The organism is Streptomyces sp. Edi2 (genome assembly GCF_040253635.1).
Classification (GTDB): Bacteria; Actinomycetota; Actinomycetes; order Streptomycetales; family Streptomycetaceae; genus Streptomyces.
The window spans coordinates 5,127,702-5,147,395 of the sequence record NZ_JBEJGX010000003.1; the positions used below are offsets into that span (position 1 = coordinate 5,127,702).

Annotated in this window: 22 protein-coding genes; 15 read left to right on the forward strand and 7 right to left on the reverse strand. The window is 69.9% G+C overall.

The annotated features are described in order from the left end of the window. The first annotated feature begins 28 nt into the window (after window positions 1-28). The 5 genes from ABR737_RS25905 to ABR737_RS25925 all read left to right on the forward strand — a co-directional run bounded on the left by ABR737_RS25905 (window position 29) and on the right by ABR737_RS25925 (window position 4,116). A complete protein-coding gene (locus ABR737_RS25905) occupies window positions 29-316 on the forward strand; it encodes a hypothetical protein (protein WP_350252660.1) in 288 nt (95 codons plus the stop codon). 376 nt (window positions 317-692) lie between these two features. Beyond that, the gene (locus ABR737_RS25910) at window positions 693-1,091 is read left to right on the forward strand and encodes a rodlin (protein WP_350252661.1); all 399 of its coding nucleotides are present in this window, start codon (window positions 693-695) and stop codon (window positions 1,089-1,091) included. A 530-nt stretch (window positions 1,092-1,621) separates the two neighbouring features. Further along, window positions 1,622-2,017 (forward strand): rodlin, encoded by a 396-nt coding sequence (locus ABR737_RS25915; RefSeq protein WP_350252663.1) that lies wholly within the window; start codon window positions 1,622-1,624, stop codon window positions 2,015-2,017. Between the two features lie 196 nt (window positions 2,018-2,213). After that, window positions 2,214-2,831 carry a chaplin gene (locus ABR737_RS25920; protein WP_350252665.1) on the forward strand — a complete coding sequence of 206 codons (618 nt, stop codon included), beginning with the start codon at window positions 2,214-2,216 and terminating at the stop codon, window positions 2,829-2,831. 439 nt (window positions 2,832-3,270) lie between these two features. Continuing rightward, window positions 3,271-4,116 carry a nitrilase-related carbon-nitrogen hydrolase gene (locus ABR737_RS25925; protein WP_350252667.1) on the forward strand — a complete coding sequence of 282 codons (846 nt, stop codon included), beginning with the start codon at window positions 3,271-3,273 and terminating at the stop codon, window positions 4,114-4,116. Between the two features lie 54 nt (window positions 4,117-4,170). On the opposite strand, the gene tatA is transcribed toward ABR737_RS25925, so the two are convergent. After that, window positions 4,171-4,404, reverse strand: a complete 234-nt coding sequence (gene tatA / locus ABR737_RS25930) for a Sec-independent protein translocase subunit TatA (protein ID WP_350252669.1) — start codon at window positions 4,402-4,404, stop codon at window positions 4,171-4,173. Between the two features lie 110 nt (window positions 4,405-4,514). Beyond that, on the reverse strand, window positions 4,515-4,739 hold the full coding sequence (locus tag ABR737_RS25935) for an uS14 family ribosomal protein (RefSeq protein ID WP_350256921.1): 225 nt from the start codon (window positions 4,737-4,739) through the stop codon (window positions 4,515-4,517). 430 nt (window positions 4,740-5,169) lie between these two features. On the opposite strand from ABR737_RS25935, the gene ABR737_RS25940 reads away from it, so the two are divergent. After that, window positions 5,170-5,409 carry a DUF397 domain-containing protein gene (locus tag ABR737_RS25940; protein ID WP_086718280.1) on the forward strand — a complete coding sequence of 80 codons (240 nt, stop codon included), beginning with the start codon at window positions 5,170-5,172 and terminating at the stop codon, window positions 5,407-5,409. A gap of 257 nt (window positions 5,410-5,666) precedes the next feature. Here the strand turns inward: ABR737_RS25940 and ABR737_RS25945 are convergent, their stop codons facing one another. Beyond that, entirely contained in the window at window positions 5,667-6,149 is a 483-nt protein-coding gene (locus tag ABR737_RS25945) for an ATP-binding protein (RefSeq protein WP_350252671.1), read from the reverse strand. Window positions 6,150-6,462: 313 nt separating this feature from the next. On the opposite strand from ABR737_RS25945, the gene ABR737_RS25950 reads away from it, so the two are divergent. The 6 genes from ABR737_RS25950 (at window position 6,463) to ABR737_RS25975 (ending at window position 12,362) form a co-directional block, all read left to right on the forward strand. Next, complete coding sequence (locus ABR737_RS25950; RefSeq protein WP_350252673.1) at window positions 6,463-7,326, forward strand: Sco1979 family transcriptional regulator; 864 nt, start codon at window positions 6,463-6,465, stop codon at window positions 7,324-7,326. Window positions 7,327-7,410: 84 nt separating this feature from the next. Beyond that, window positions 7,411-8,868 carry an aldehyde dehydrogenase family protein gene (locus ABR737_RS25955; protein ID WP_350252674.1) on the forward strand — a complete coding sequence of 486 codons (1,458 nt, stop codon included), beginning with the start codon at window positions 7,411-7,413 and terminating at the stop codon, window positions 8,866-8,868. A gap of 153 nt (window positions 8,869-9,021) precedes the next feature. Beyond that, a complete protein-coding gene (locus ABR737_RS25960) occupies window positions 9,022-9,570 on the forward strand; it encodes a DinB family protein (protein WP_350252676.1) in 549 nt (182 codons plus the stop codon). A 64-nt stretch (window positions 9,571-9,634) separates the two neighbouring features. After that, window positions 9,635-10,378, forward strand: a complete 744-nt coding sequence (locus ABR737_RS25965; RefSeq protein WP_350252677.1) for a PadR family transcriptional regulator — start codon at window positions 9,635-9,637, stop codon at window positions 10,376-10,378. An 80-nt stretch (window positions 10,379-10,458) separates the two neighbouring features. Further along, window positions 10,459-11,574, forward strand: a complete 1,116-nt coding sequence (locus ABR737_RS25970) for an ATP-binding cassette domain-containing protein (RefSeq protein ID WP_350252679.1) — start codon at window positions 10,459-10,461, stop codon at window positions 11,572-11,574. Further along, entirely contained in the window at window positions 11,571-12,362 is a 792-nt protein-coding gene (locus tag ABR737_RS25975) for an ABC transporter permease (protein ID WP_350252681.1), read from the forward strand. The genes ABR737_RS25970 and ABR737_RS25975 overlap by 4 nt, the downstream gene beginning before the upstream one ends. Before the next feature lie 82 nt (window positions 12,363-12,444). Here the strand turns inward: ABR737_RS25975 and gad are convergent, their stop codons facing one another. From gad to leuE, 3 genes are all read right to left on the reverse strand, one after another. Continuing rightward, the gene (gene gad, locus ABR737_RS25980) at window positions 12,445-13,860 is read right to left on the reverse strand and encodes a glutamate decarboxylase (RefSeq protein ID WP_350252683.1); all 1,416 of its coding nucleotides are present in this window, start codon (window positions 13,858-13,860) and stop codon (window positions 12,445-12,447) included. A gap of 16 nt (window positions 13,861-13,876) precedes the next feature. Continuing rightward, window positions 13,877-14,500 carry an NAD(P)H:quinone oxidoreductase gene (gene wrbA, locus ABR737_RS25985; RefSeq protein WP_350252684.1) on the reverse strand — a complete coding sequence of 208 codons (624 nt, stop codon included), beginning with the start codon at window positions 14,498-14,500 and terminating at the stop codon, window positions 13,877-13,879. A gap of 160 nt (window positions 14,501-14,660) precedes the next feature. Next, window positions 14,661-15,326, reverse strand: a complete 666-nt coding sequence (gene leuE, locus ABR737_RS25990; RefSeq protein WP_350252686.1) for a leucine efflux protein LeuE — start codon at window positions 15,324-15,326, stop codon at window positions 14,661-14,663. Window positions 15,327-15,441: 115 nt separating this feature from the next. On the opposite strand from leuE, the gene ABR737_RS25995 reads away from it, so the two are divergent. Then, a complete protein-coding gene (locus tag ABR737_RS25995; RefSeq protein WP_350252688.1) occupies window positions 15,442-16,200 on the forward strand; it encodes a MerR family transcriptional regulator in 759 nt (252 codons plus the stop codon). 40 nt (window positions 16,201-16,240) lie between these two features. Here the strand turns inward: ABR737_RS25995 and ABR737_RS26000 are convergent, their stop codons facing one another. Continuing rightward, entirely contained in the window at window positions 16,241-16,609 is a 369-nt protein-coding gene (locus tag ABR737_RS26000) for a YbjQ family protein (protein WP_350252690.1), read from the reverse strand. 208 nt (window positions 16,610-16,817) lie between these two features. Between ABR737_RS26000 and ABR737_RS26005 the strand changes: the two genes are divergently transcribed. Then, complete coding sequence (locus tag ABR737_RS26005; RefSeq protein WP_350252692.1) at window positions 16,818-17,513, forward strand: DedA family protein; 696 nt, start codon at window positions 16,818-16,820, stop codon at window positions 17,511-17,513. 297 nt (window positions 17,514-17,810) lie between these two features. Then, entirely contained in the window at window positions 17,811-19,559 is a 1,749-nt protein-coding gene (locus ABR737_RS26010) for a threonine/serine exporter family protein (protein WP_350252694.1), read from the forward strand. Window positions 19,560-19,694 lie beyond the last annotated feature (135 nt).

The window sequence follows — 19,694 nt, forward strand, 5'->3', positions numbered from 1 at the left end:
AAGCACCGCCCGAGAAAGGACAGTTGAAGTGAAGTACGCAAAGTCTGCCGCGGTTGTTGCCGGTTCCGTCATGGCACTGGGGGTCGCCGCACCCGCATTTGCCGCCCAGCCCGGAGCCCCGACCATGAGCCTCAACGGCGGGCTGACGGACGCGCTGAGCAGCAAGCAGCTGGACGGCCACCAGCTCACGCCGCTGGTCCACACGGTCAAGACCGCGGAGGGCAAGGTCAGGTCGACCAACGCGAAGAAGCTGCTCCGTGGTGTCACCGGAACGGCCAAGAAGACTCCGCTGCTCGGTGGCCTGCCGCTCAAGTAATTCCCGGGCGCCCGGCGTGGGCCGCCGCGGGATGAACGGCGGAGCTGTCTGTCCCGGACGCGCGACGCGGGCCCGGATTTCACTGTCCTTCGGCTGTGTCCGGTGAGCGCGACGCGGTAGCGGAATGCGCGTTACCCGACTGCTGACATGCGCGCCCGAAGCCCTACCACCCCTCGCGCTTTCTCGCCCCGGGCACCGGCCCGGTCCGGAACCGGAGCGCCGGCACGATGCCGGTCCGTAAAAGTGACTCCGGAAAGCGGCTCGGGAAGTCGCTTCGGTGGCCAGCTCATTTGAGTGAATGAGAACAACCAAAAACATCCCTGTGAGTTGGGCAGTTTGCCCGGCCCAAGGGCATCCCGAAACACGAAGGATCAAAATGATCAAGAAGGCTTTGGCCACCGCAGCCGCGGCTGCGTCCATTGTCGGCGTGGCCGCCGCTGCCGCCCCCCAGGCGATGGCGATCGGTAACCAGCACGGAACCTCTTCCGTCAACGGCAACGGCGCGCAGCAGTATTTCGGAAACTCCACCACGTACGGCTACATGAGCCCGCAGATCGGCCTGATCCAGGGCTCGTTCAACAAGCCCTGCCTGGCTCTGGGCAAGCTGAACCTCCAGGGTGTGCACGGCTTGGCGCTGCAGGATCTCAACATCCTGTCGTCGCCGCAGAACCAGCAGTGCACCGAGAATTCCACCCAGGCCAAGGGCGACGAGCCGCTGTCGCACATCCTGGACAACATCCCGGTCCTTTCCGGCAACGGAGCCGGCAACCGCTGATCGGCTGATGAGCACCCGGGCCGCCCGGTCCTCCTTCTTCCGGGCGGTCCGGGTTTCCGCTGTCCGGCGTCGGGTCGGAAATGTTATTCGCTCGTGACTGAACTCCGGTGCACCGGGTCGTTAGGAATGATGTGTGGAGGGAAGCATGCCAATGCCCTTGCGAGATTGATGGGGCCGCGAGGGTATTGGCATGCTGTCCGTAACGAGCGCAGGGCCCGCGAACCCGTTCACCGGTTTCGCGGGCCTGCGTCGCGCAAAGGCATAAGGTCATTGCTCTCGGGGGTGTTCCGGGAACGCTCGGGGGCGGTCTGTAAACGCTCCGGACCGCCCCGCGGGCGACAAGTCGCATTGTCGGTGCGCGAATTAGGGCGAGGGTTTCAGGCGGTAGCGGCAGCTGAAGCCTTATACGGAAGACCTGGTGCCTGCTATTCGGGTGATGGTAACCCACCGGCCAGAACTCAAGTCCGTATGGCGGGTTGTTCAAACAGGGCTCCCGTGTCGGGAGTTTCTTCTCCTGAAGGGTTTGCGTGATGAAGAAGATGATGGCGGGCGCGGCTGTGGCGGCGTCGCTGATCGGTATGTCCGCTGCGGCCGCTCCCGACGCCATGGCGATCGGTGACCAGAGGGGCACCAGCACGGTCAACGGAAACGGGGCGGCGTCGGTCTACGGCAACTCCACCACGCGCGGCAATCTGAGCACCCAGCTCGGGCTCGTCCAGGGCTCGCTGAACGACCTGTGCCTCGGTCTGGGCAAGGCGAACGTCCAGGCCTTCTCCTGGATCCAGGCTCAGGACATCAACATCCTGTCGTCGCCGCAGAACCAGCAGTGCACCCACAACTCGACGCAGGCCAAGGGCGACGAGGCGCTGTCGCACATCCTCGACAGCATCCCGGTCCTCTCCGGGAACGGTGTCGGCAACCGCTGACCGCGAACGGCCTGGGCCGTTCCCCCGCTTGTGTCCCGGGCGGCCGGCGCCGCGTATGTGCTGCCGGCCGCCCGGTCGTGCGAGCGGAACGCGGAGTGCGCGCAGCACGCGAGGTGCGGGCGGAATACGTGGTGCGGGCGGAACACGTGATGCGGGCGACGGTCCGTGGGCAACGACTGAAGAGGAGGGACGAGAGGTGCGACAGAGCCTGAAGACGTGTGTGTTCGTGGCGGCGGCGTCGGGTGTGCTGGGCGCGGGCGGCGGTGTGGCGTACGCGGATGCCGGCGCCGGGGGCGGTGCGACGAACTCTCCCGGGGTGCTGTCCGGGAACAGCATCCAGGTGACCGTGGACACCCCGGTCAATGCGTGTGGCAACTCGGTGGACGGGGGCGCGGCGCTCAACCCGGCCATGGGTGCCTCGTGCGGGAACGGCGCGCTACCCGGAGCGGCAGCCCGCCGGCCCCTGAACGCCGCCCCACCGCCCCCGGTGGCGCAGCGGCCTGCACCTGAGCAGGTCCGGCGGCACACGGCCCCGGAAGGGACGCCCCACCGGGAGCGGCCGCCCAAGGCACAACCGGCGAAGGCGGCACCGAAGCACGCCCGGAAGTCCGCGGAGGACGCCGGTGCGGTGCCTGCGCAGCGGTCCGCACGGGATGCACGGGTGGGAGCTCAGGCGCGGGCCGGGGACTCGGCGGGCTCCGCGCTGCTGGCGTCCACGGGGCCCGGCGAGCTGGGCGTGGTGGCCGGTATGGGCGGCGGGCTGCTGGTGGGAGGGGCACTGCTGCTGCGCCGGTCCCGTACGCGTCGCAGATGAGCGCGAGGGCCGTAGGTGCGGGACGGGCCTCTGGGGATCAGGGGCTCGACTGCCGACCGAGCGACCGGCTGAGCGGCCGCCGAGCGGGCCCGGCGGGCCACTGCGCCCGGTCCGCCCACTCCGCCCGGTCGGTCCGCCCGGTCGAGCCGCCCGTCGGCATCGCCGGACGGCTCGACCGCGGGCCGTCGTGCCACGCTGCCCGGAGCGGCGCTGCGGCTGGAAGCGCCCCTACGGGTCGTACGACGGATCGTGTGGATCAACGCGTGAAGGCCGTGTCCGGCACGGGAAGGATCGTTCTTTCGCTCATTGGTGGGGACCCGGTCTCCGGGTGTTTGAAGCCGGGCGGCACCGGAAGCGCAGCGGGGCCGTGCCGCGCGCTGCTCCCTCTGGCAAAATTGGGGTGAAGGCCGCAAAGGTGATGGGTCGATGAGGTGGGGCCATGCTCGTTGCGCTGGCGCAGACGGACTGTGTGCTGGGCGGGGTGGCGGAGAACCTCGATATCGCCCGTGAGCAGATCGAGCAGGCGGCGGCGCAGGGTGCGGATCTTGTGGTCTTTCCCGAACTGAGCCTGCACGGCTACCACTTGGGCGCGCTGGAGCGCGATGAGTCGCTCGCGGCGAGCGATCCGAGGCTGCTGGAGCTGAGCACCCTCGGCCCCGATGTGCTGGTCGGCTTCCACGAGCACACCAGTCTGCGGGCCTACAACACCGCGGCCCACTACGCGGCCGGTGAACTGGTGCATGCCCACCGCAAGCTGTATCTCCCCAACTACCTGGCCTGGGAGGAGCGCAAGCACGTCAGTCCTGGGCAGTCACTGCGTGCGTACGAGCTGAAGCGGGACAAGAGCGGGGGCCGGGGCGCGACGCTGGTGTGCAATGACGCCTGGCAGCCGACCCTGCCGTGGCTGGCGGTGCAGGACGGTGCCGAGGTGCTGTTCATCCCGACGAACAGCGCGGCGAGCCTGGATCCGGAGGCGATGGACACCGGGCTCTACTGGGACACCCTGCTGTCCTATACGGCGAAGATGCTGCAGTGCTGGGTGGTCTTCGTGAACCGGGTGGGCAATGAGCACGGCGCGGCGTTCTGGGGCGGCTCGCGGGTGGTGGACCCACGGGGCGCGGTGGTGGCGCAGGCGCCCAAGTGGGAGCCCTCGCTGGTCACCGTCGAGATCGATCTCGCCGAGGCGCGGCGGCAGCGCCGGGCGGTGCCGCTGGTCGCCGAGGCCCGGCTGGGGCTGATCGACCGCGAGGTGCGGCGGCTGATCGATGAGGGCGGCGATCACTGAGCGGCCGGCGATCGCTGAAAGGCCGGAGCCGGCTGAGCGGCCGGCGGCTCGGCCTCAGTGGCGGGCGGTGGCCTCGGGGCGGGGCGTCGCTTCCGAGCGGGGTGTGGCGTCCGGGCGGGAGGTCGCGTCGGGCTCGTCGGTCTTGAGCGTCTTGGCCTCGGCCTTGAGGATGCGCATCGAGCGGCCCAGGCCGCGTGCCATGTCGGGCAGCTTCTTCGAGCCGAAGAGCAGCACGAGTACCGCGAGGATCAGAATCAGGTGCCAGGGCTCGAAGGCGTTGCGGAGCATGCGCGCGCTCGCTTTCTTCGGGAGGGGTAGCGGACGTTCTGTCCAGTATTACCCCAACGGTCCGGCCGCCCGGTCCAGGGGTCGCCCAGACCGGACGGCCCGCGGTGCGGCTACCGGCTCGACTTGCGGACCCCCGGCAGGTAGCCCGCGGGCGTCTGTTCGCGCAGCCGTACGCGGGACAGGCCGAAGGCGCGGAGGTAGCCGCGCGGGCGCCCGTCGGTGCCGTCGCGGTTGCGCACCCGGGGCGCGCCGCAGTCCCGGGTCCGGCGGGAGGGCGGACGGCGGATGACGGCCTTGAGGGCCGCGCGCCGGACCGCGTACCGGGCGACGGTCATACGGCGGGAGACGGATTTGCCGAAGCCCGGCGTGCGACGGGTCAGCCGGCAGTGGGCGGACACGGTGCGATCTCTTCGGGCGGGGTCCCGGTGCTTATTGAAAACGGAAACCATTTTCACACTCTATCTCGTGGCCCGCGGAGGGCAGGGGGCGCCCTCGCTACCCCCGGCCCCGGAACCCACAGGACGTGGCGCACGTCTCTCCCAAGGTCGTGAGGGCATCGAGCCCGCGGTCCGTACCAAGTGCAGGGTGCACCTGAGCAGGGGCGACGAGTGGAAGCCGCTCGCGGAAGAGCGGCGGACTCGGGTGCTCGACGAGCTGTGACCGCCTCTGCACCGGCTGTCGTGCACGTGCATCTGCGCATGCATCCGCATGAGAACGCGGCTATGCTCCCGGGCAGTTGACACCATTTATCACCGGGAGACCCCTGTGCTCCACGCATACAACGGCATGGCCGCCACAGATCTCCGTGATGTGGCATGGCAGAAGAGCAGGCACAGTAACTCCCAGGGATCCTGTGTGGAGTTCGCCAAGCTGCCCGGGGGTGACATCGCGGTACGCAACTCCCGCTTCCCGGACGGCCCCGCGCTCGTCTACACGCCGGCCGAGGTCCGGGCGATGCTGCTCGGCATCAAGGACGGGGAGTTCGACCATCTCGTACGGGACTGAGTGTCCTGTGCCCCGTGGGGAGTGCCCGGGCGTCGGTGTCCGGGCGGCGGGCCGGAGGGGCGTGCGGCGGCCGGAGGGGTGTGCGGGTGCGTCGCGCAGCGTGCGCAGTGGTCGCACGGGTGAAGCAGCCGCACCGGTGAAGTAGCCGCAATCTGCGCGGTGTTCACGCCCCGCGCAGTGCTCGCGCCCGGCCGGTGTCCGCGCCCTGCAACCGGGCGCCCGTGGGTGAGACGGTGCGCCCGGTGTGAGGGAAGCGGCTACGGCAGCCGGAAGAGGGCCCACACGATCTTGCCGTGTGCGGCACCGGCCAGCGGATGCCAGCCCCAGCTGTCGCTGAAGGAGTCCACGAGATACAGCCCGCGACCCGACTCCGCGGCGGAATCCGCCTCCCCGGCGACCGGTGAATCGTCGCTCGGGTCCCGTACGGCGCAGATCAGCCGGGAGGACCAGCGCATCAGGTGCAGCCGGGCGGGCGGGGTGGCGTCGTGGTGCTCCGGGGCGGCCAGGATCGCGTGCCGCAGGGCATTGGTGACGAGTTCGGAGACCACCAGGGCGACCGAGTCGAAGAGATCGTCCAGATCCCAGCCCTGCAGGGTCTCGCGAGTGAACGCACGTGCACTGCGTACCGATTCATAGCGCGCCGGGAGTGTGCGGGACGCCGATCCGGAGACAGCCAAGGGGTCGACGGGAGGAAAGCCCTGCCATAACGGCTCGAGCATGGTCAAAACCTTGGTCCCCATGCGAGGCACTCCTGGCGTTCGCGGACGTCATGACCCTGGCCGGTCAGCTGGATCTGGCGGATCTTTCACGAGCGTGCATGCGTGCGACGCCTATGGTTCCCAATGCGCGGGACAGATGCAAGGGCAGATGCACGTGCACGTGCCGTGATTGCACCAGGCCGGACGGTTTTCCTCCGGATTCTTCCTGCTGGTTCGTGTGGAGGGGTTGCGGGGGCCTCACGTATCCGTAACCGGATGAGCACTCAACGAAGCCCGAACGTGGCAGACTGCGGCCCACTGTTGGACGGGGTGGGGTCACAGGAGGGTCTGAGAGGTGTCCGCAAGTGAGTCGAGCGGGTCGGTGGTGCGGCGGATCCTGCTCGGGTCGCAGCTCCGCCGGCTGCGTGAATCGCGCGGGATAACCCGTGAGGCGGCCGGCTACTCGATCCGTGCGTCCGAATCGAAGATCAGCCGCATGGAGTTGGGCCGCGTGAGCTTCAAGGCACGTGATGTGGAGGACCTGCTCACGCTGTACGGGGTCGGTGACGCCCAGGAGCGCGAGGCGCTGCTGTCCCTGGCGCGCGAGGCGAATGTGGCCGGCTGGTGGCACAGCTACACCGATGTGCTGCCCGGCTGGTTCCAGACGTATGTGGGTCTGGAAGGCGCCACTTCTCTCCTCCGGGTCTATGAAGTCCAGTTCGTGCACGGGCTGTTGCAGACGGAGGGCTATGCGCAGGCCGTCGTCAGACGGGGCATGCCGGATGCCGGGCCCGCCGAGATCGAGCGCCGCGTCGCGCTGCGCATGGAGCGCCAGAAGCTGCTGGTGACCGAGCGGTCGGCACAGTTCCACTGTGTACTGGACGAGGCCGCGCTGCGCCGCCCCTACGGCGACCGGTCCGTGATGCGCGAGCAGGTGAAGCATCTGATCGAGGTGTCCGAGAGACCGAATGTGCGGCTACAGGTGATGCCCTTCAGCCTGGGAGGGCACGCGGGCGAGAGCGGAGCCTTCACGATGCTCGGCTTCCAGGAGTCCGGACTGCCGGACGTCGTCTACCTGGAGCAGCTGACGAGTGCCCTCTATGTGGACAAGCCCGAAGAGGTGGCGCAATACGCCCGGGTGATGGACCGCCTCCAGGAAGAGGGGCCGAATCCGGCCGAGACCAGGGACCTGCTGCGCGGGCTTCTCCAACTGATGTGACGCGTCGGTAGGATGGCGCACCATCAGGAGTCAGCACCCCCCAATGCGGCGCCCTGAGCGCCCTGTTCTCCAGATCGGGATGGCATGTCCTACTTCGACGAGTTGGCGTATCAGTTCATCGACGGCGAGTGGCGGGCCGGCAGCGGTTCGTGGGACATCGTCGATTTCAATCCCTATAACGGGGAGAAGCTGACCTCCATACCCGTCGCCACGGTCGAGGAGATCGACCAGGCCTACCGTGCCGCCGAGCGCGCACAGCGGGAGTGGGGCGCCACCAATCCGTACACCCGGCGGACCGTCTTCGAGCGGGTGCTGCGGATCATCGACGACCGTGAGGCGGAGCTGGCCGAGGCGATCGCCGCTGAGGTCGGCGGCACGCTCGTCAAGGTGGGCTTCGAGCTGCATCTGGCCAGGGAGTTCCTGCGCGAGGCGATCCAGCTGGCGCTGCGCGCCGAGGGCCGCATTCTGGCCTCTCCCATCGACGGCAAGGAGAACCGTCTCTACCGGCTGCCGGTCGGTGTCGTCGGCGTCATCAGCCCCTTCAACTTCCCCTTCCTGCTGTCACTCAAGTCCGTGGCGCCGGCCCTTGCGCTCGGCAATGCGGTCGTCCTCAAGCCGCACCAGAACACCCCGGTGTGCGGCGGCGGTCTGGTCGCCAAGATCTTCGAGGAGGCGGGGCTGCCGGCGGGGGTGCTCAACGTCGTGGTCACCGATATCGCCGAGATCGGTGATGCGCTCATCGAGCACCCGGTGCCCAAGACCATCTCCTTCACCGGCTCCGAGAACGTCGGCCGGCATGTCGCCACGGTCGCCGCGGCCCACTTCAAGCACTCCGTGCTGGAGCTGGGCGGCAACAGCGCGCTGGTCGTCCTCGACGACGCCGACATCGACTACGCCGTGGACGCGGCCGTCTTCAGCCGCTTCGTCCACCAGGGCCAGGTCTGTATGGCCGCCAACCGGATCCTCGTGGACCGCGCCGTGGAGCAGGAGTTCACCGAGAAGTTCGTCGCCAGGGTCGCGGCCCTGAAGGTGGGCGACCCCACCGACCCGCAGACCCATATCGGCCCGCTGATCAACGAGGGCCAGGCCGAGGCGATCACCTCGCTGGTGGACCGCGCGGTCGCCGACGGCGCCTCGGCGCTCCTGCACGGTGAGACCCGGGGCACGCTGGTGGCGCCCAGTGTGCTGAGCGGGCTGCCGGAGGACTCCCCGCTGCTGCAGCAGGAGATTTTCGGGCCGGTGGTGGTGCTGGTGCCGTTCGACGGTGACGACGAGGCGGTGCGGCTCACCAACACCACGCCGTACGGGCTCAGCGGCGCCGTGCACAGCGCCGACATCGAGCGCGGTGTGCGGTTCGCCAAGCGGATCGAGACCGGGATGTTCCACGTCAACGACGCGACGGTGCACGACGAGCCGATCGTGCCGTTCGGCGGCGCGAAGAGCTCCGGCGTGGGGCGGCTGAACGGCGATGCGATGGTGGAGGCCTTCACCACCACCAAGTGGATCTCCATCCAGCACGGGCGGTCGCAGTTCCCGTTCTGAGGCGCGGGGCGGTCCGGGGGCATTCACCGCGCGTTGCGGACAGAAGCTGACCGCATGGGTTCCTACCTTGAGTGATGTCGAAGGCGGACGGCGACGAGCCGGCCGCCGGGGGATGTCACGAGACGTCACGAGGCGTCAGGAAAGGCGGATCTCATGCCCACTCACGTTCTTGCCGAGGCCCACGGCGACGAGGCCGGCGCACTGCTGGCCTTCCTGGAGGCCCAGCGCGGCGGGCTGCGGCGGGCGGTCCTGGGGCTGACCGACGCCGAGGCGGCCCGGCGGCCGAGCGCCAGTGAGCTGTCGCTGGCCGGCCTGGTCAAGCATGTCGCGGAGACCGAGCAGGGCTGGATCGAGACCGCCCAGGAGCAGCCGCACTCCATCAAGCGGACCGCCGAGACCTGGCACCTGAGCTTCCGGCTCGAGGACGGCGAGAGCCTGGCGGAGATGCTGGCGTTCTGGGACAAGGTCGCGGGGCGTACGGAGGAGTTCATCCGCTCCGTGCCCAGCCTGAACGACACCTTCCCGCTGCCCGAGGCGCCGTGGTTCCCGCCGCAGGCCCGGCAGTCGATGCGCTGGCTGCTGCTCCACCTGATCGAGGAGACGGCCCGGCACGCCGGTCACGCCGACATCCTCCGTGAGTCCCTGGACGGGAAGACGGCCTTTGCGCTGGTGGACGAGGAGCGCACGGCGCGGCAGGGGTGAACGCGGGGCCCTGCCGGGGCGCTCTAGGCTGACGGCAGGGGCGCGTTCAGGGATAGAGGAGACGATGTCGGCGATCCGGCTGTTGGTATTGGGCGCCGTGCGGCAGCACGGCCGGGCGCACGGCTATATGGTGCGCAACGACCTGGAGTACTGGGGCGCCCATGAGTGGTCCAACGCCAAGCCGGGATCGATCTACCACGCGCTCAAGCAGATGGCCAAGCAAGGGCTGCTGCACGCCCATGACATCGCGCCCAGCACCGCCGGCGGCCCGCCGCGTACCGAGTACGAGCTCACCGCGGCGGGCGAGGCGGAGTACTTCGCGCTGCTGCGCGCCGCGCTCGCCCAGCACGACCAGAAGGTCGACATGCTCAGCGCGGGCATCGGCTTCGTCGTCGACCTGCCGAGGGCCGAGGCGGTGGCACTGCTCAAGGAGCGGGTGCGGGCACTGGAGGAGTGGCGCAGCGCGGTCACCGGCCACTACACGCCGGAGGAAGGGCCCGAAGCCCTCGGCCATATCGGCGAGATCATGCATATGTGGGTGCACTCCGCGGACAGTGGCGCGGTGTGGACGCGCGGGCTGATCGAGCGGATCGAGGGCGGGGCGTATGTCTTCGCCGGCGAGGGGGAACCGTTCGTCGGCGTGCTCGCCGAGGGGCAGGAGAACCCGTACGCGACGAAGGACACGCGCTCCGAGGGCGAGGCGCGCTCCGAGGAGGACGCGGCGGCCGAGGGCGACGGGGCTGCGGGGCACCAGGACGGCGGCGACGGAGATGTCGACGGCGACGGCGTCGACACGGAAGCCGGTTAATCAAGTTTGACTAAACGCGAAGCGGGAATTACCTTTCTGGCGCACGTAGTCAAACTTGACTATTGTCGGGAGGGGATGTCGTGACGGACCACGATCAGGCGATCGTCGTCGAAGCGCTGCACAAGCACTACGGCACCAAAGCGGCCCTGGACGGGCTGGATCTCACCGTTGCGCGCGGAGTGGTGCACGGTGTCCTGGGACCCAACGGCGCAGGCAAGACCACGCTCGTACGGATCCTGTCCACGCTGCTGCGGCACGACGGCGGCCGGGCCGAGGTCGCCGGCTTCGATGTGCTGCGGCAGCCGGACGAGGTGCGGCTGCGGATCGGACTGCTCGGCCAGCAGGCGGCGGTCGACGAGGAGCTCGGCGGGCGGCAGAACCTGGAGATGTTCGGGCGGCTCTGCCGCCTCGGGGCGCGGAGGGCGGGCGAGCGCGCGGACGAGCTGCTGGCGCGGTTCGGGCTCGCCGATACCGGCCGTAAGGCGGTGCGCCACTACAGCGGGGGGATGCGGCGCCGGCTCGATCTGGCGGCAAGTCTGGTGCGGGCGCCGCGGATCCTGTTCCTGGACGAGCCCACGACCGGGCTCGATCCGCGGGGACGTGCCGAGGTGTGGCAGGCGGTGCGCTCGCTGGTGGACGGCGGTACGACGGTGCTGCTGACCACGCAGTATCTGGAGGAGGCCGACCAGCTCGCGGACCGGATCTCGGTGGTGGACGGCGGCCGGGTGGTCGCGGACGGCACTCCCGACGAGCTGAAGTCCGCGACCGGCGGTGACCGGATCGATGTCGTCCTGCACGACGCCGGGCAACTGGGCCGGGCGACCGGGCTGTTGGAGGAGGCGCTGGGAAGCACGGCGGGCGGCGGTGCGGTCGCCGCGGACGAGGAAGCCCGGCGGCTGAGCGTGCCCGTCGCCGACCGTATGGCGGGGCTGGCGGAGGCGGTACGGGTGCTGGCCGCGGCGGGGATCGAGGCGGCGGACCTCGCGGTGCGGCGGCCGACGCTGGACGAGGTGTTTCTGCACCTGACGGGGGACGGGGCGGCCGGCGGTACGGGCGGTACGGGCAGCAGGGGCCGGACGGGTGGGGCGGGCGATACGGGCGGTGCGGCCGGTGCGGCCGGTGCGGCCGGTGCGGCCGGTGCAGGCCCGTCGGCCGGCGCGGCGGCCGGCGCGGACAAGGAGGGCACGACGGTATGAGCGGTATGGCGTGGGCGGTCACCGATTCCTGGACGATGACCCGGCGCGGTCTTGCGCACTGGGCGCGACAGCCTGTGCAGGCCGTCGTGCAACTGGTCTTTCCGGTACTGCTGCTGTTGATGTTCGGGTACTTCCTGGGCGGTGGGATGGCCGTGCCGGGCGGCGGCGATTACAAGGAGTACCTGGTCCCGGGGATGTTCGCGCTCACCATGGCGTTCGGGCTCGAATCGACGATGGTCGCGGTGACCCAGGACCTCGGCAAGGGGGTGCTCGACCGCTTCCGGTCGATGCCGATGGCGCCGTCCGCGGTGCTGGTCGGACGCAGCGTCCTGGACATGCTGCAGTCGGCGCTGAGTCTGCTGGTGATGATCGGCGTCGGGCTGGCGATGGGCTGGCGCTGGCACGGCACCGCGGCCGACGCGTTGGCCGCGGTGGGGCTGCTGCTTCTGCTGCGGTTCGCGATGCTGTGGATCGGCATCCATCTCGGCCTGCTCGCGGGCAGGCCGGAGCTGGTGCAGGCGGTACAGATCCTGGTCTGGCCGGTGGGCTTCCTCTCCAACGCCTTTGTCTCCGCCGCGTCGATGCCCGGCTGGCTGGGCGCGGTCGCCGAGTGGAACCCGATGTCGGCGACCGCGAGCGCGGTGCGTGAGCTGTTCGCCAACCCGCGGTGGTCCGGGGACACCTGGGCGTCGGGCCACGCCGGACTGCTGGCCGTGCTGTGGCCGCTGGTGCTGCTCGCGGTGTTCTTCCCGGCAGCGGTGCGGAGGTACCGGGGGCTGGGGCGTTAGGGCGCCGGGGCGTCCGGGGCGCTGCTGCCGGCCCCGGCAGCGGCCGCCGGACGCCCCGGGCACCTGGCCAGGGGAGACCCCCTTAGTGGTGGAACGCCGTAGCGACGTTCTCCGGGCGTTGTAGTGGCCCGGGCTGTTGCCGGAGTTCGGTCAGCAGGTCTTCCAGGTCCGCGATGAACAGGTCGGCGAGATCCAGGGAGAAGCCGTTGCGGCAGACCACCCGCAGGACGGACAGGTCCTCGCGCTTCGGGGGGAAGGTGTAGGCGGGGAGCAGCCAGCCGCGTTCCTTCATCCGCCGGGAGACGTCGAAGACGTCGAAGGCGGTGACGTCGTCCGCGGTGGTGAAGGCGAAGACCGGCAGCTGGTCGCCCTGGGTGAGCAGTCTGAAGTCGCCCAGTGCGCCGATCCGTTCGGCCATCGACCGGGCCACGTCGCGGGTCGCCTGCTGGACGGCGCGGTAGCCGGCCCGGCCGAGCCGGAGGAAGGTGTAGTACTGCGCGGCGACCTGGGCGCCGGGCCGGGAGAAGTTGAGCGCGAAGGTCGGCATGTCGCCGCCCAGGTAGTTGACGCGGAAGACCAGCTCCTCGGGCAGCGCCTCCGTATTGCGCCACAGCGCCCAGCCGACGCCCGGGTAGACCAGGCCGTATTTGTGTCCCGAGGTGTTGATGGAGGCGACCCGCGGCAGCCGGAAGTCCCAGACCACGTCCGGGTCGAGGAACGGCGCGATCATGGCGCCGGATGCTCCGTCCACATGGACCGGGATGTCCCAGCCCTTCTCCTTCTGGACCGCATCGAGCGCCGCGCAGATCTCGGCCACCGGCTCGTACGACCCGTCGAAGGTCGATCCGAGGATGGCGACCACGCCGATGGTGTTCTCGTCGCACAGTCCGGCGGCGGAGTCCGCGTCCAGATGGAAGCGGTCGCCCTCCATCGGGACCATGCGCGCCTCGACCTCCCAGAAGTTGCAGAACTTCTCCCAGCAGACCTGGACGTTGGCTCCCATCACGAGGTTGGGCCGGGCCTGGCCCGGATACCGGTCCTTGTTGCGCTGCATCCAGCGCCGCTTGAGGGCCATGCCGGCGAGCATGCAGGCCTCGCTCGACCCGGTGGTGGAGCAGCCGACGGCCTCGGACGGCACGGGGGCGTGCCACAGGTCGGCGAGCATCGCCACACACCGCTTCTCCAGTTCGGCGGTGCGCGGGTACTCGTCCTTGTCGATCATGTTCTTGTCCCGGCACTCCGCCATCAGCACGCCGGCCTGCGGCTCCATCCAGGTCGTGACGAACGTCGCCAGATTCAGCCGGGAGTTGCCGTCCAGCATCAGCTCGTCGTGCACGAACTGGTAGGCGGTGCGCGGGGAGACCGGGCCGTCGGGCAGGGTGTGCCGCGGTGGGGCGGACTCCATGCCGGCGACCGGGTCGGCCTCCCCGTAGAACGGGTTGACCGGGTGTCCGAGGTGCTTGCGGTCGGAGGCCGATGCGCCTTTGTGCAGAGTCATCTCTCGCCCCTACCCGTCAACTCGCCAAGGAAAGGCCGTGTTTGACGGCCTTGGTGAACTTCACTACGCGCTCCGCCTGGATGCGGGCGGCGGTGTGCGCGTCGTCGTCGGGCGGGGTGTCCGGGCCGCCGACGTGGGAGGTGCCGTAGGGATTGCCGTCGGTGAACTTCGCCGGGTCGGTGTAGCCCGGCGTCACGAGGATGCCGCCGAAATGGTGGACGGTGTGGTAGAGCGCGAGCAGAGTGGACTCCTGGCCGCCGTGTTTGGTGGCGCTCGCGGTGAAGCCGCTGTAGATCTTGTCCGCCAGTCTGCCCTGCTGCCAGAGGCCGCCCAGGGTGTCGAGGTACTGCTTGAGCTGCGAGGACACATTCCCGAAGCGGGTGGGGGTCCCGAAGATCACCGCGTCCGCCCAGAGCATGTCCTCGTGGGTGGCCTCCATGATGTCGGCGGTGGCCGCGGCGTTCGCCGCCCATGCCGGGTTGGCGTCGATCGCGGTCTGCGGCGCGAGTTCCGCGGTCCGGCGCAGCCGTACGTCGGCCCCCGCGTGCTCGGCGGCGTCCGCGATCCGCTGGGCGAGCTCGGCGATGGTGCCGGTCGACGAGTAGTAGATGACGGCGACCTTCACCTCGTGCACGGGCATCGGCGTACCTCCTGGAACCCGACAATAAGGGCATAGGGGGTAAGTGGCCTCCAGGGTTCACCCAGTGGAAGCGCAACGGGCGGGTGGCCGTCCCGGGGGACCGCCACCCGCCCGTATCCGTGTGACGGGACGCAGCCGGGCCCGCCCGCCCGGCGCCGGCTCAGCTCGCGCTGGCCAGCGACAGCTTCGCGGCGAAGCCGAGGAACGCCGCACCCGCACCCGCGGACAGCCCGGCCGTCAGCCGCTTGCGGCGGCGGAAGGTCGCCGCCAGGAACGTCCCGCTGAAGATCAGGACGGACAGGTACGTGAGGCTGAACAGCTGCGCCCAGGCCCCCAGCGTCAGGAACGACAGCACCGGATGGGCATAGGACGGGTCGACGAACTGCACGAAGAAGGAGATGAAGAACAGGATCGCCTTCGGGTTGAGCAGGCTGACCACCAGCGCCCTGCGGTACGGCCGCTCCGCGGTCTCCTTCGGCGTCTCGGGGGCCTCGCCCCGCCGCTCGGCCCGGCGGGTCTCCCGGCCGCGCCACAGCGCCCAGGCGCCGCGCAGCATCCCGACCGCCAGCCAGGTCAGATAGCCCGCGCCGGCGAACTTCACGACGGCGAACAGCACCGGGCTGGTCTGCAGCAGCGAGGCCACCCCGCCGGCCGACAGCGTCATCAGCACCGTGTCACCGCACAGCACACCGGCCGCCGCCCGGTAGGCCACCCGCGGGCCGCGCCGGGCCGCCACCGAAACGACGTACAGCGAATTCGGCCCCGGCAGCAGAATGATCAGTGCGAGACCCACCAGATACGTGGACAGATCCGTTATCCCCAGCATGTGCGGCAGGATCTCATCCCCCTGTGCGCCGCCTCACCGGCTTTTCATGATGCGGACTTGCGCCTCACGCGACGTGAGGACACATCGTGGAGCGCGTACCGAGAAGGGAGCGGAAATGAGCTATTCGGTAGGGCAGGTCGCCGCCTTCGCCGGCGTCACGGTGCGCACCCTGCACCACTACGACACGATCGGGCTGCTGCACCCCGGCGCACGCAACCACGCAGGTCACCGGCGCTACGTCGAGGACGATCTGGACCGGCTGCAGCAGATCCTGTTCTACCGGGAGCTCGGGTTTCCGCTCGACGAGGTCGCGGCCCTCCTGGACGACCCGCACGCGGACCCGCAGGAACATCTGCGGCGCCAGCACGACCTGCTGGCCGGGCGGATCGCCAGACTCCAGGAGATGGCCGCGGCCGTCGAACACGCAATGGAGGCACGCAGGATGAACGTACGGCTCACACCGGAGGAGAAGTTCGAGGTCTTCGGGGACTTCGACCCCGAGGAGTACGCCGCGGAGGCCGAGGAACGCTGGGGCGGCACGGACGCCTACAAGGAGTCGCAGCGCAGGGCGGCCGCGTACACCAAGGACGACTGGCAGCGGCTGACCGCGGAGTTCGACGCCCTGCACCGCAGGATGGCGGACCTGCTCGCGCGGGACGTGCCGGCGGACTCCGAGGAGGCCATGGAGGTCGCGGAGGAGCACCGGCGGTTCATCGGCGGTGCGTACTACGACTGCACCTACGAGATGCACAGCGGACTCGGCGAGATGTATGTCGCGGACGAGCGCTTCACCGCCACCTACGAGGCCATCAGGCCCGGCCTCGCCGTCTATATGCGGGACGCGATGCTGGCCAACGCCGTCCGCCACCTGTGACCCGTGCGGGCCGGGAGCGCGCCCCGGCCCGCACAGGCGCTCAACCCTGCGGAGAGACCACCACAGCCGTTCCGTAGGCGCACACCTCGGTGCCCACGTCCGCGGCCTCCGTGACATCGAAGCGGAACATCAGCACCGCATTCGCACCGCGCGAGCGGGCCTGCTCCACCAGCCGGTCCATCGCCTGGTTACGGGTCTCGACCAGCGTCTTGGTCAGGCCCCGCAGCTCGCCGCCGATCATCGACTTCAGGCCCGCGCCGATCTGGCTGCCGAGGTGACGCGACCGCACGGTCAGGCCGAAGACCTCGCCGATGACACGTTCCACGTGAAACCCCGGAACGTCGTTGGTCGTCACCACCAGCACATCGGACTGCGCATGCTGCCCGCCGCCGTACTCCTCGATGCCCATGGCACGTACCTCCTTGTGGCCAGCATCACCCGGCCACCTGGACGCGGCCAGCGCTCGGGGGCGCTCGGGTGGGGCCCCCGGGGCCCGCCTGGAACCAAGGAGGGCCACGTGGCGTTGATAGTTTTGGGCCGCACACGCGCCTGCACCCTCGTCGCTTCGCTCATCGCACCGCACGATCCGGCGCCCTCGACCCAGGAGCCTTCACCCCGTGAATACTCTCGCGCTCGGCCCCCAGTGGCTGGACCCGGACTATCTGATCGCGACCTTCGGCCTGATCGGCGTCCTGGTCATCGTCTTCGCGGAGTCCGGCCTGCTGATCGGCTTCTTCCTGCCGGGCGACTCGCTGCTGTTCACCACCGGCCTGCTGGTGACGACGAACAAGCTGGACAAGCCGCTGTGGCTGGTGTGCTCCCTGGTCGTGCTGGCCGCCGTCCTCGGTGACCAGGCGGGCTATCTCTTCGGCCGCAAGGTCGGCCCCTCGCTCTTCAAGCGCCCCGACTCCCGCCTCTTCAAGCAGGAGAACGTCGAGAAGGCGCACGAGTTCTTCGAGAAGCACGGCCCCAAGTCGCTGATCCTGGCCCGCTTCGTGCCGATCGTGCGCACCTTCACGCCGATCATCGCCGGTGTGAGCCGGATGAACTACCGCTCCTTCCTCACCTTCAACTTGATCGGCGGCGCCCTGTGGGGCGCCGGCGTCACGCTGCTCGGCGCCTCGCTGGGGAACATCCCGTTCGTCCACAAGCACATCGAACTGATCCTGGTCGCGATCGTGCTGGTCTCCGTCGTACCGATCGCCATCGAATACCTCCGCGCCCGCGGCAAGGCCAAGAACGAGCAGCCCGCCCCGCCCCACCCGGCGGACCGCGCCCCCGACACCCGCCGCGGCCGCCACGCCAAGCGCTGACCACCAGCCACGAGCCACCGGCCGCAACACCCACCACCTCATTTCCCACCCACAACGGGAGGCGCACCCAAGCCCCGCGCAGCGGCAAACTGCCCGCCGCTGGGGGTACCTCCCACGCCCTTCAGGCAGTGGGGGAACCACGGCGGGACAGCCGAAAACGTTCCCCGCCGGCAAAGCGCAGCGGACCGGCAGCGGAACCGATAGCCAAAACGTTGCCCCCGTGCACGCACCGTCCACCCCTATCAGGCATCGTGTCCTTGGTATCCGTCAGGAGGCTTACGAGGAGAGCGAAGAACCGTGGCGTCGGACCCACAACGCGGCCAGCGCGGCGCGAGCGGAAGTGGCAGCAGCAGCGGCAGCGGCGGCGCCTCGGACCAGGCAGATTCCGAGGAGCGCAAGCCCCAGCCGGACGAGGTGCACAGCGCCTTCACCCCGCCGCTGGGCGTGCCGTATCCGCCGCTGCCCGAGGACGAGCACCCCACCTCCGAGTTCGCGCTGCCCACCGGCCTGCGTCCGGAAGGCCCCGCAGAGCAGGAGGGCTCGGCGTTCGCGCCGCCCAGCGGCACCACAGGCCAGACCCCGATGCCCGCGGGCTCGACCGCCCTGAGCTACGCCTTCACCCCGCCGCACGGCATCCCCGCCGTCCGCCTCACCAAGGAGGCTCCCTGGCAGGACCGGATGCGCACGATGCTCCGGATGCCGGTGGGGGAGCGGCCGGTCCCCGAGCGCGCGGAGCGGGCCGACGACGAGACCGGCCCGGCCGTACCCCGCGTGCTCGACCTGACGCTGCGTATCGGGGAGATCCTGCTGGCCGGCGGCGAGGGCGCCGAGGACGTCGAGGCCGCGATGTTCGGTGTGGCACACGCCTACGGGCTGGAGCGCGTCGAGCCGACCGTCACCTTCACCCTGCTGTCGATCTCCTACCAGCCGTCGCTGGTCGACGACCCGGTCACCGCGAGCCGGACGGTGCGGCGCCGCGGTGTCGACTACAACCGGCTGTCCGCGGTCTTCCGGCTCGTCGACGAGATTGCATCCGAGGGCATCACCCTCGAAGAGGCCTACCGCGGCCTCGCCGAGATCCGCCGTAACCGCCACCCCTACCCGAGCTGGGCGCTGACGGTGGCCTCCGGGCTGCTGTCCGGTGCCGCCTCCATGCTGGTCGGCGGCACGATGCTGGTGTTCGTCGCGGCCGCGGTGGGCTCCATGCTCGGCGACCGGCTGGCCTGGCTCGCGTCCGGGCGCGGGCTGCCGGAGTTCTACCAGTTCGTGGTCGCCGCGATGCCGCCCGCGGCGGTGGGCGTCGCCTTCGGTCTGGCCCACCTCAATGTGCAGGCGTCCGCGGTGATCACCGGTGGACTGTTCGCGCTGATCCCGGGGCGGGCCCTGGTGGCCGGCGTCCACGACGGGCTGACCGGCTACTACATCACCGCCGCCGCCCGTCTGCTGGAGGTCGGCTACCTCATCGTCGGCATCGTCGTCGGCGTGCTCAGCGTGCTCTACATCGGTCTTCAGCTGAACCCCGGCCTGCGGCGGCTCAATCCCGAGGAGTCGCTGGGGGTGTACAACGAGCCGCTGGTACAGATCGTGGCCGCCATGCTGCTGGCGCTGGCGTTCTGTGTGCTGCTCCAGCAGGAACGCAACACCGTGGCGTTTGCGACCCTGAACGGTGGCGTCGCCTGGGTCGTGTACGGCGCGCTCGCCTACGTCGCCGGGATAAACGCCGTGCCCGCCACCGCGATCGCGGCCGGACTGGTCGGCCTCTTCGGCCAGTTGCTCTCCCGCTACCGCTATGCGTCCGCGCTGCCGTACGTCACCGCGGCCATCGGCCCGCTGCTGCCCGGTAGCGCCACGTACTTCGGCCTGCTCAACTTCGCCCAGGGGCATCTGCCGCAGGGCCTGACGTCGCTGGTCCAGGCCGTGTCGCTGGCGCTGGCCATCGCGGTGGGGGTCAACCTCGGCGCCGAGGTCGCCCGCCTGTTCCTGCGGGCGCCCGGCCTCGAGGAGGCCGGCGGCCGCCGCGCCGCCAAGCGCACCCGCGGCTTCTAGCCGGCGGCCTCAGCGGGCGGCACACCGCCGCCGACACGCACAACGGGCGGCCACCCAACCGGGTGCCGCCCGTTCGCGTAAGAAAATCAGCCCGCCAATCCCGGCGCGTCGCGGTCACGAAAACCCCGCCGCACG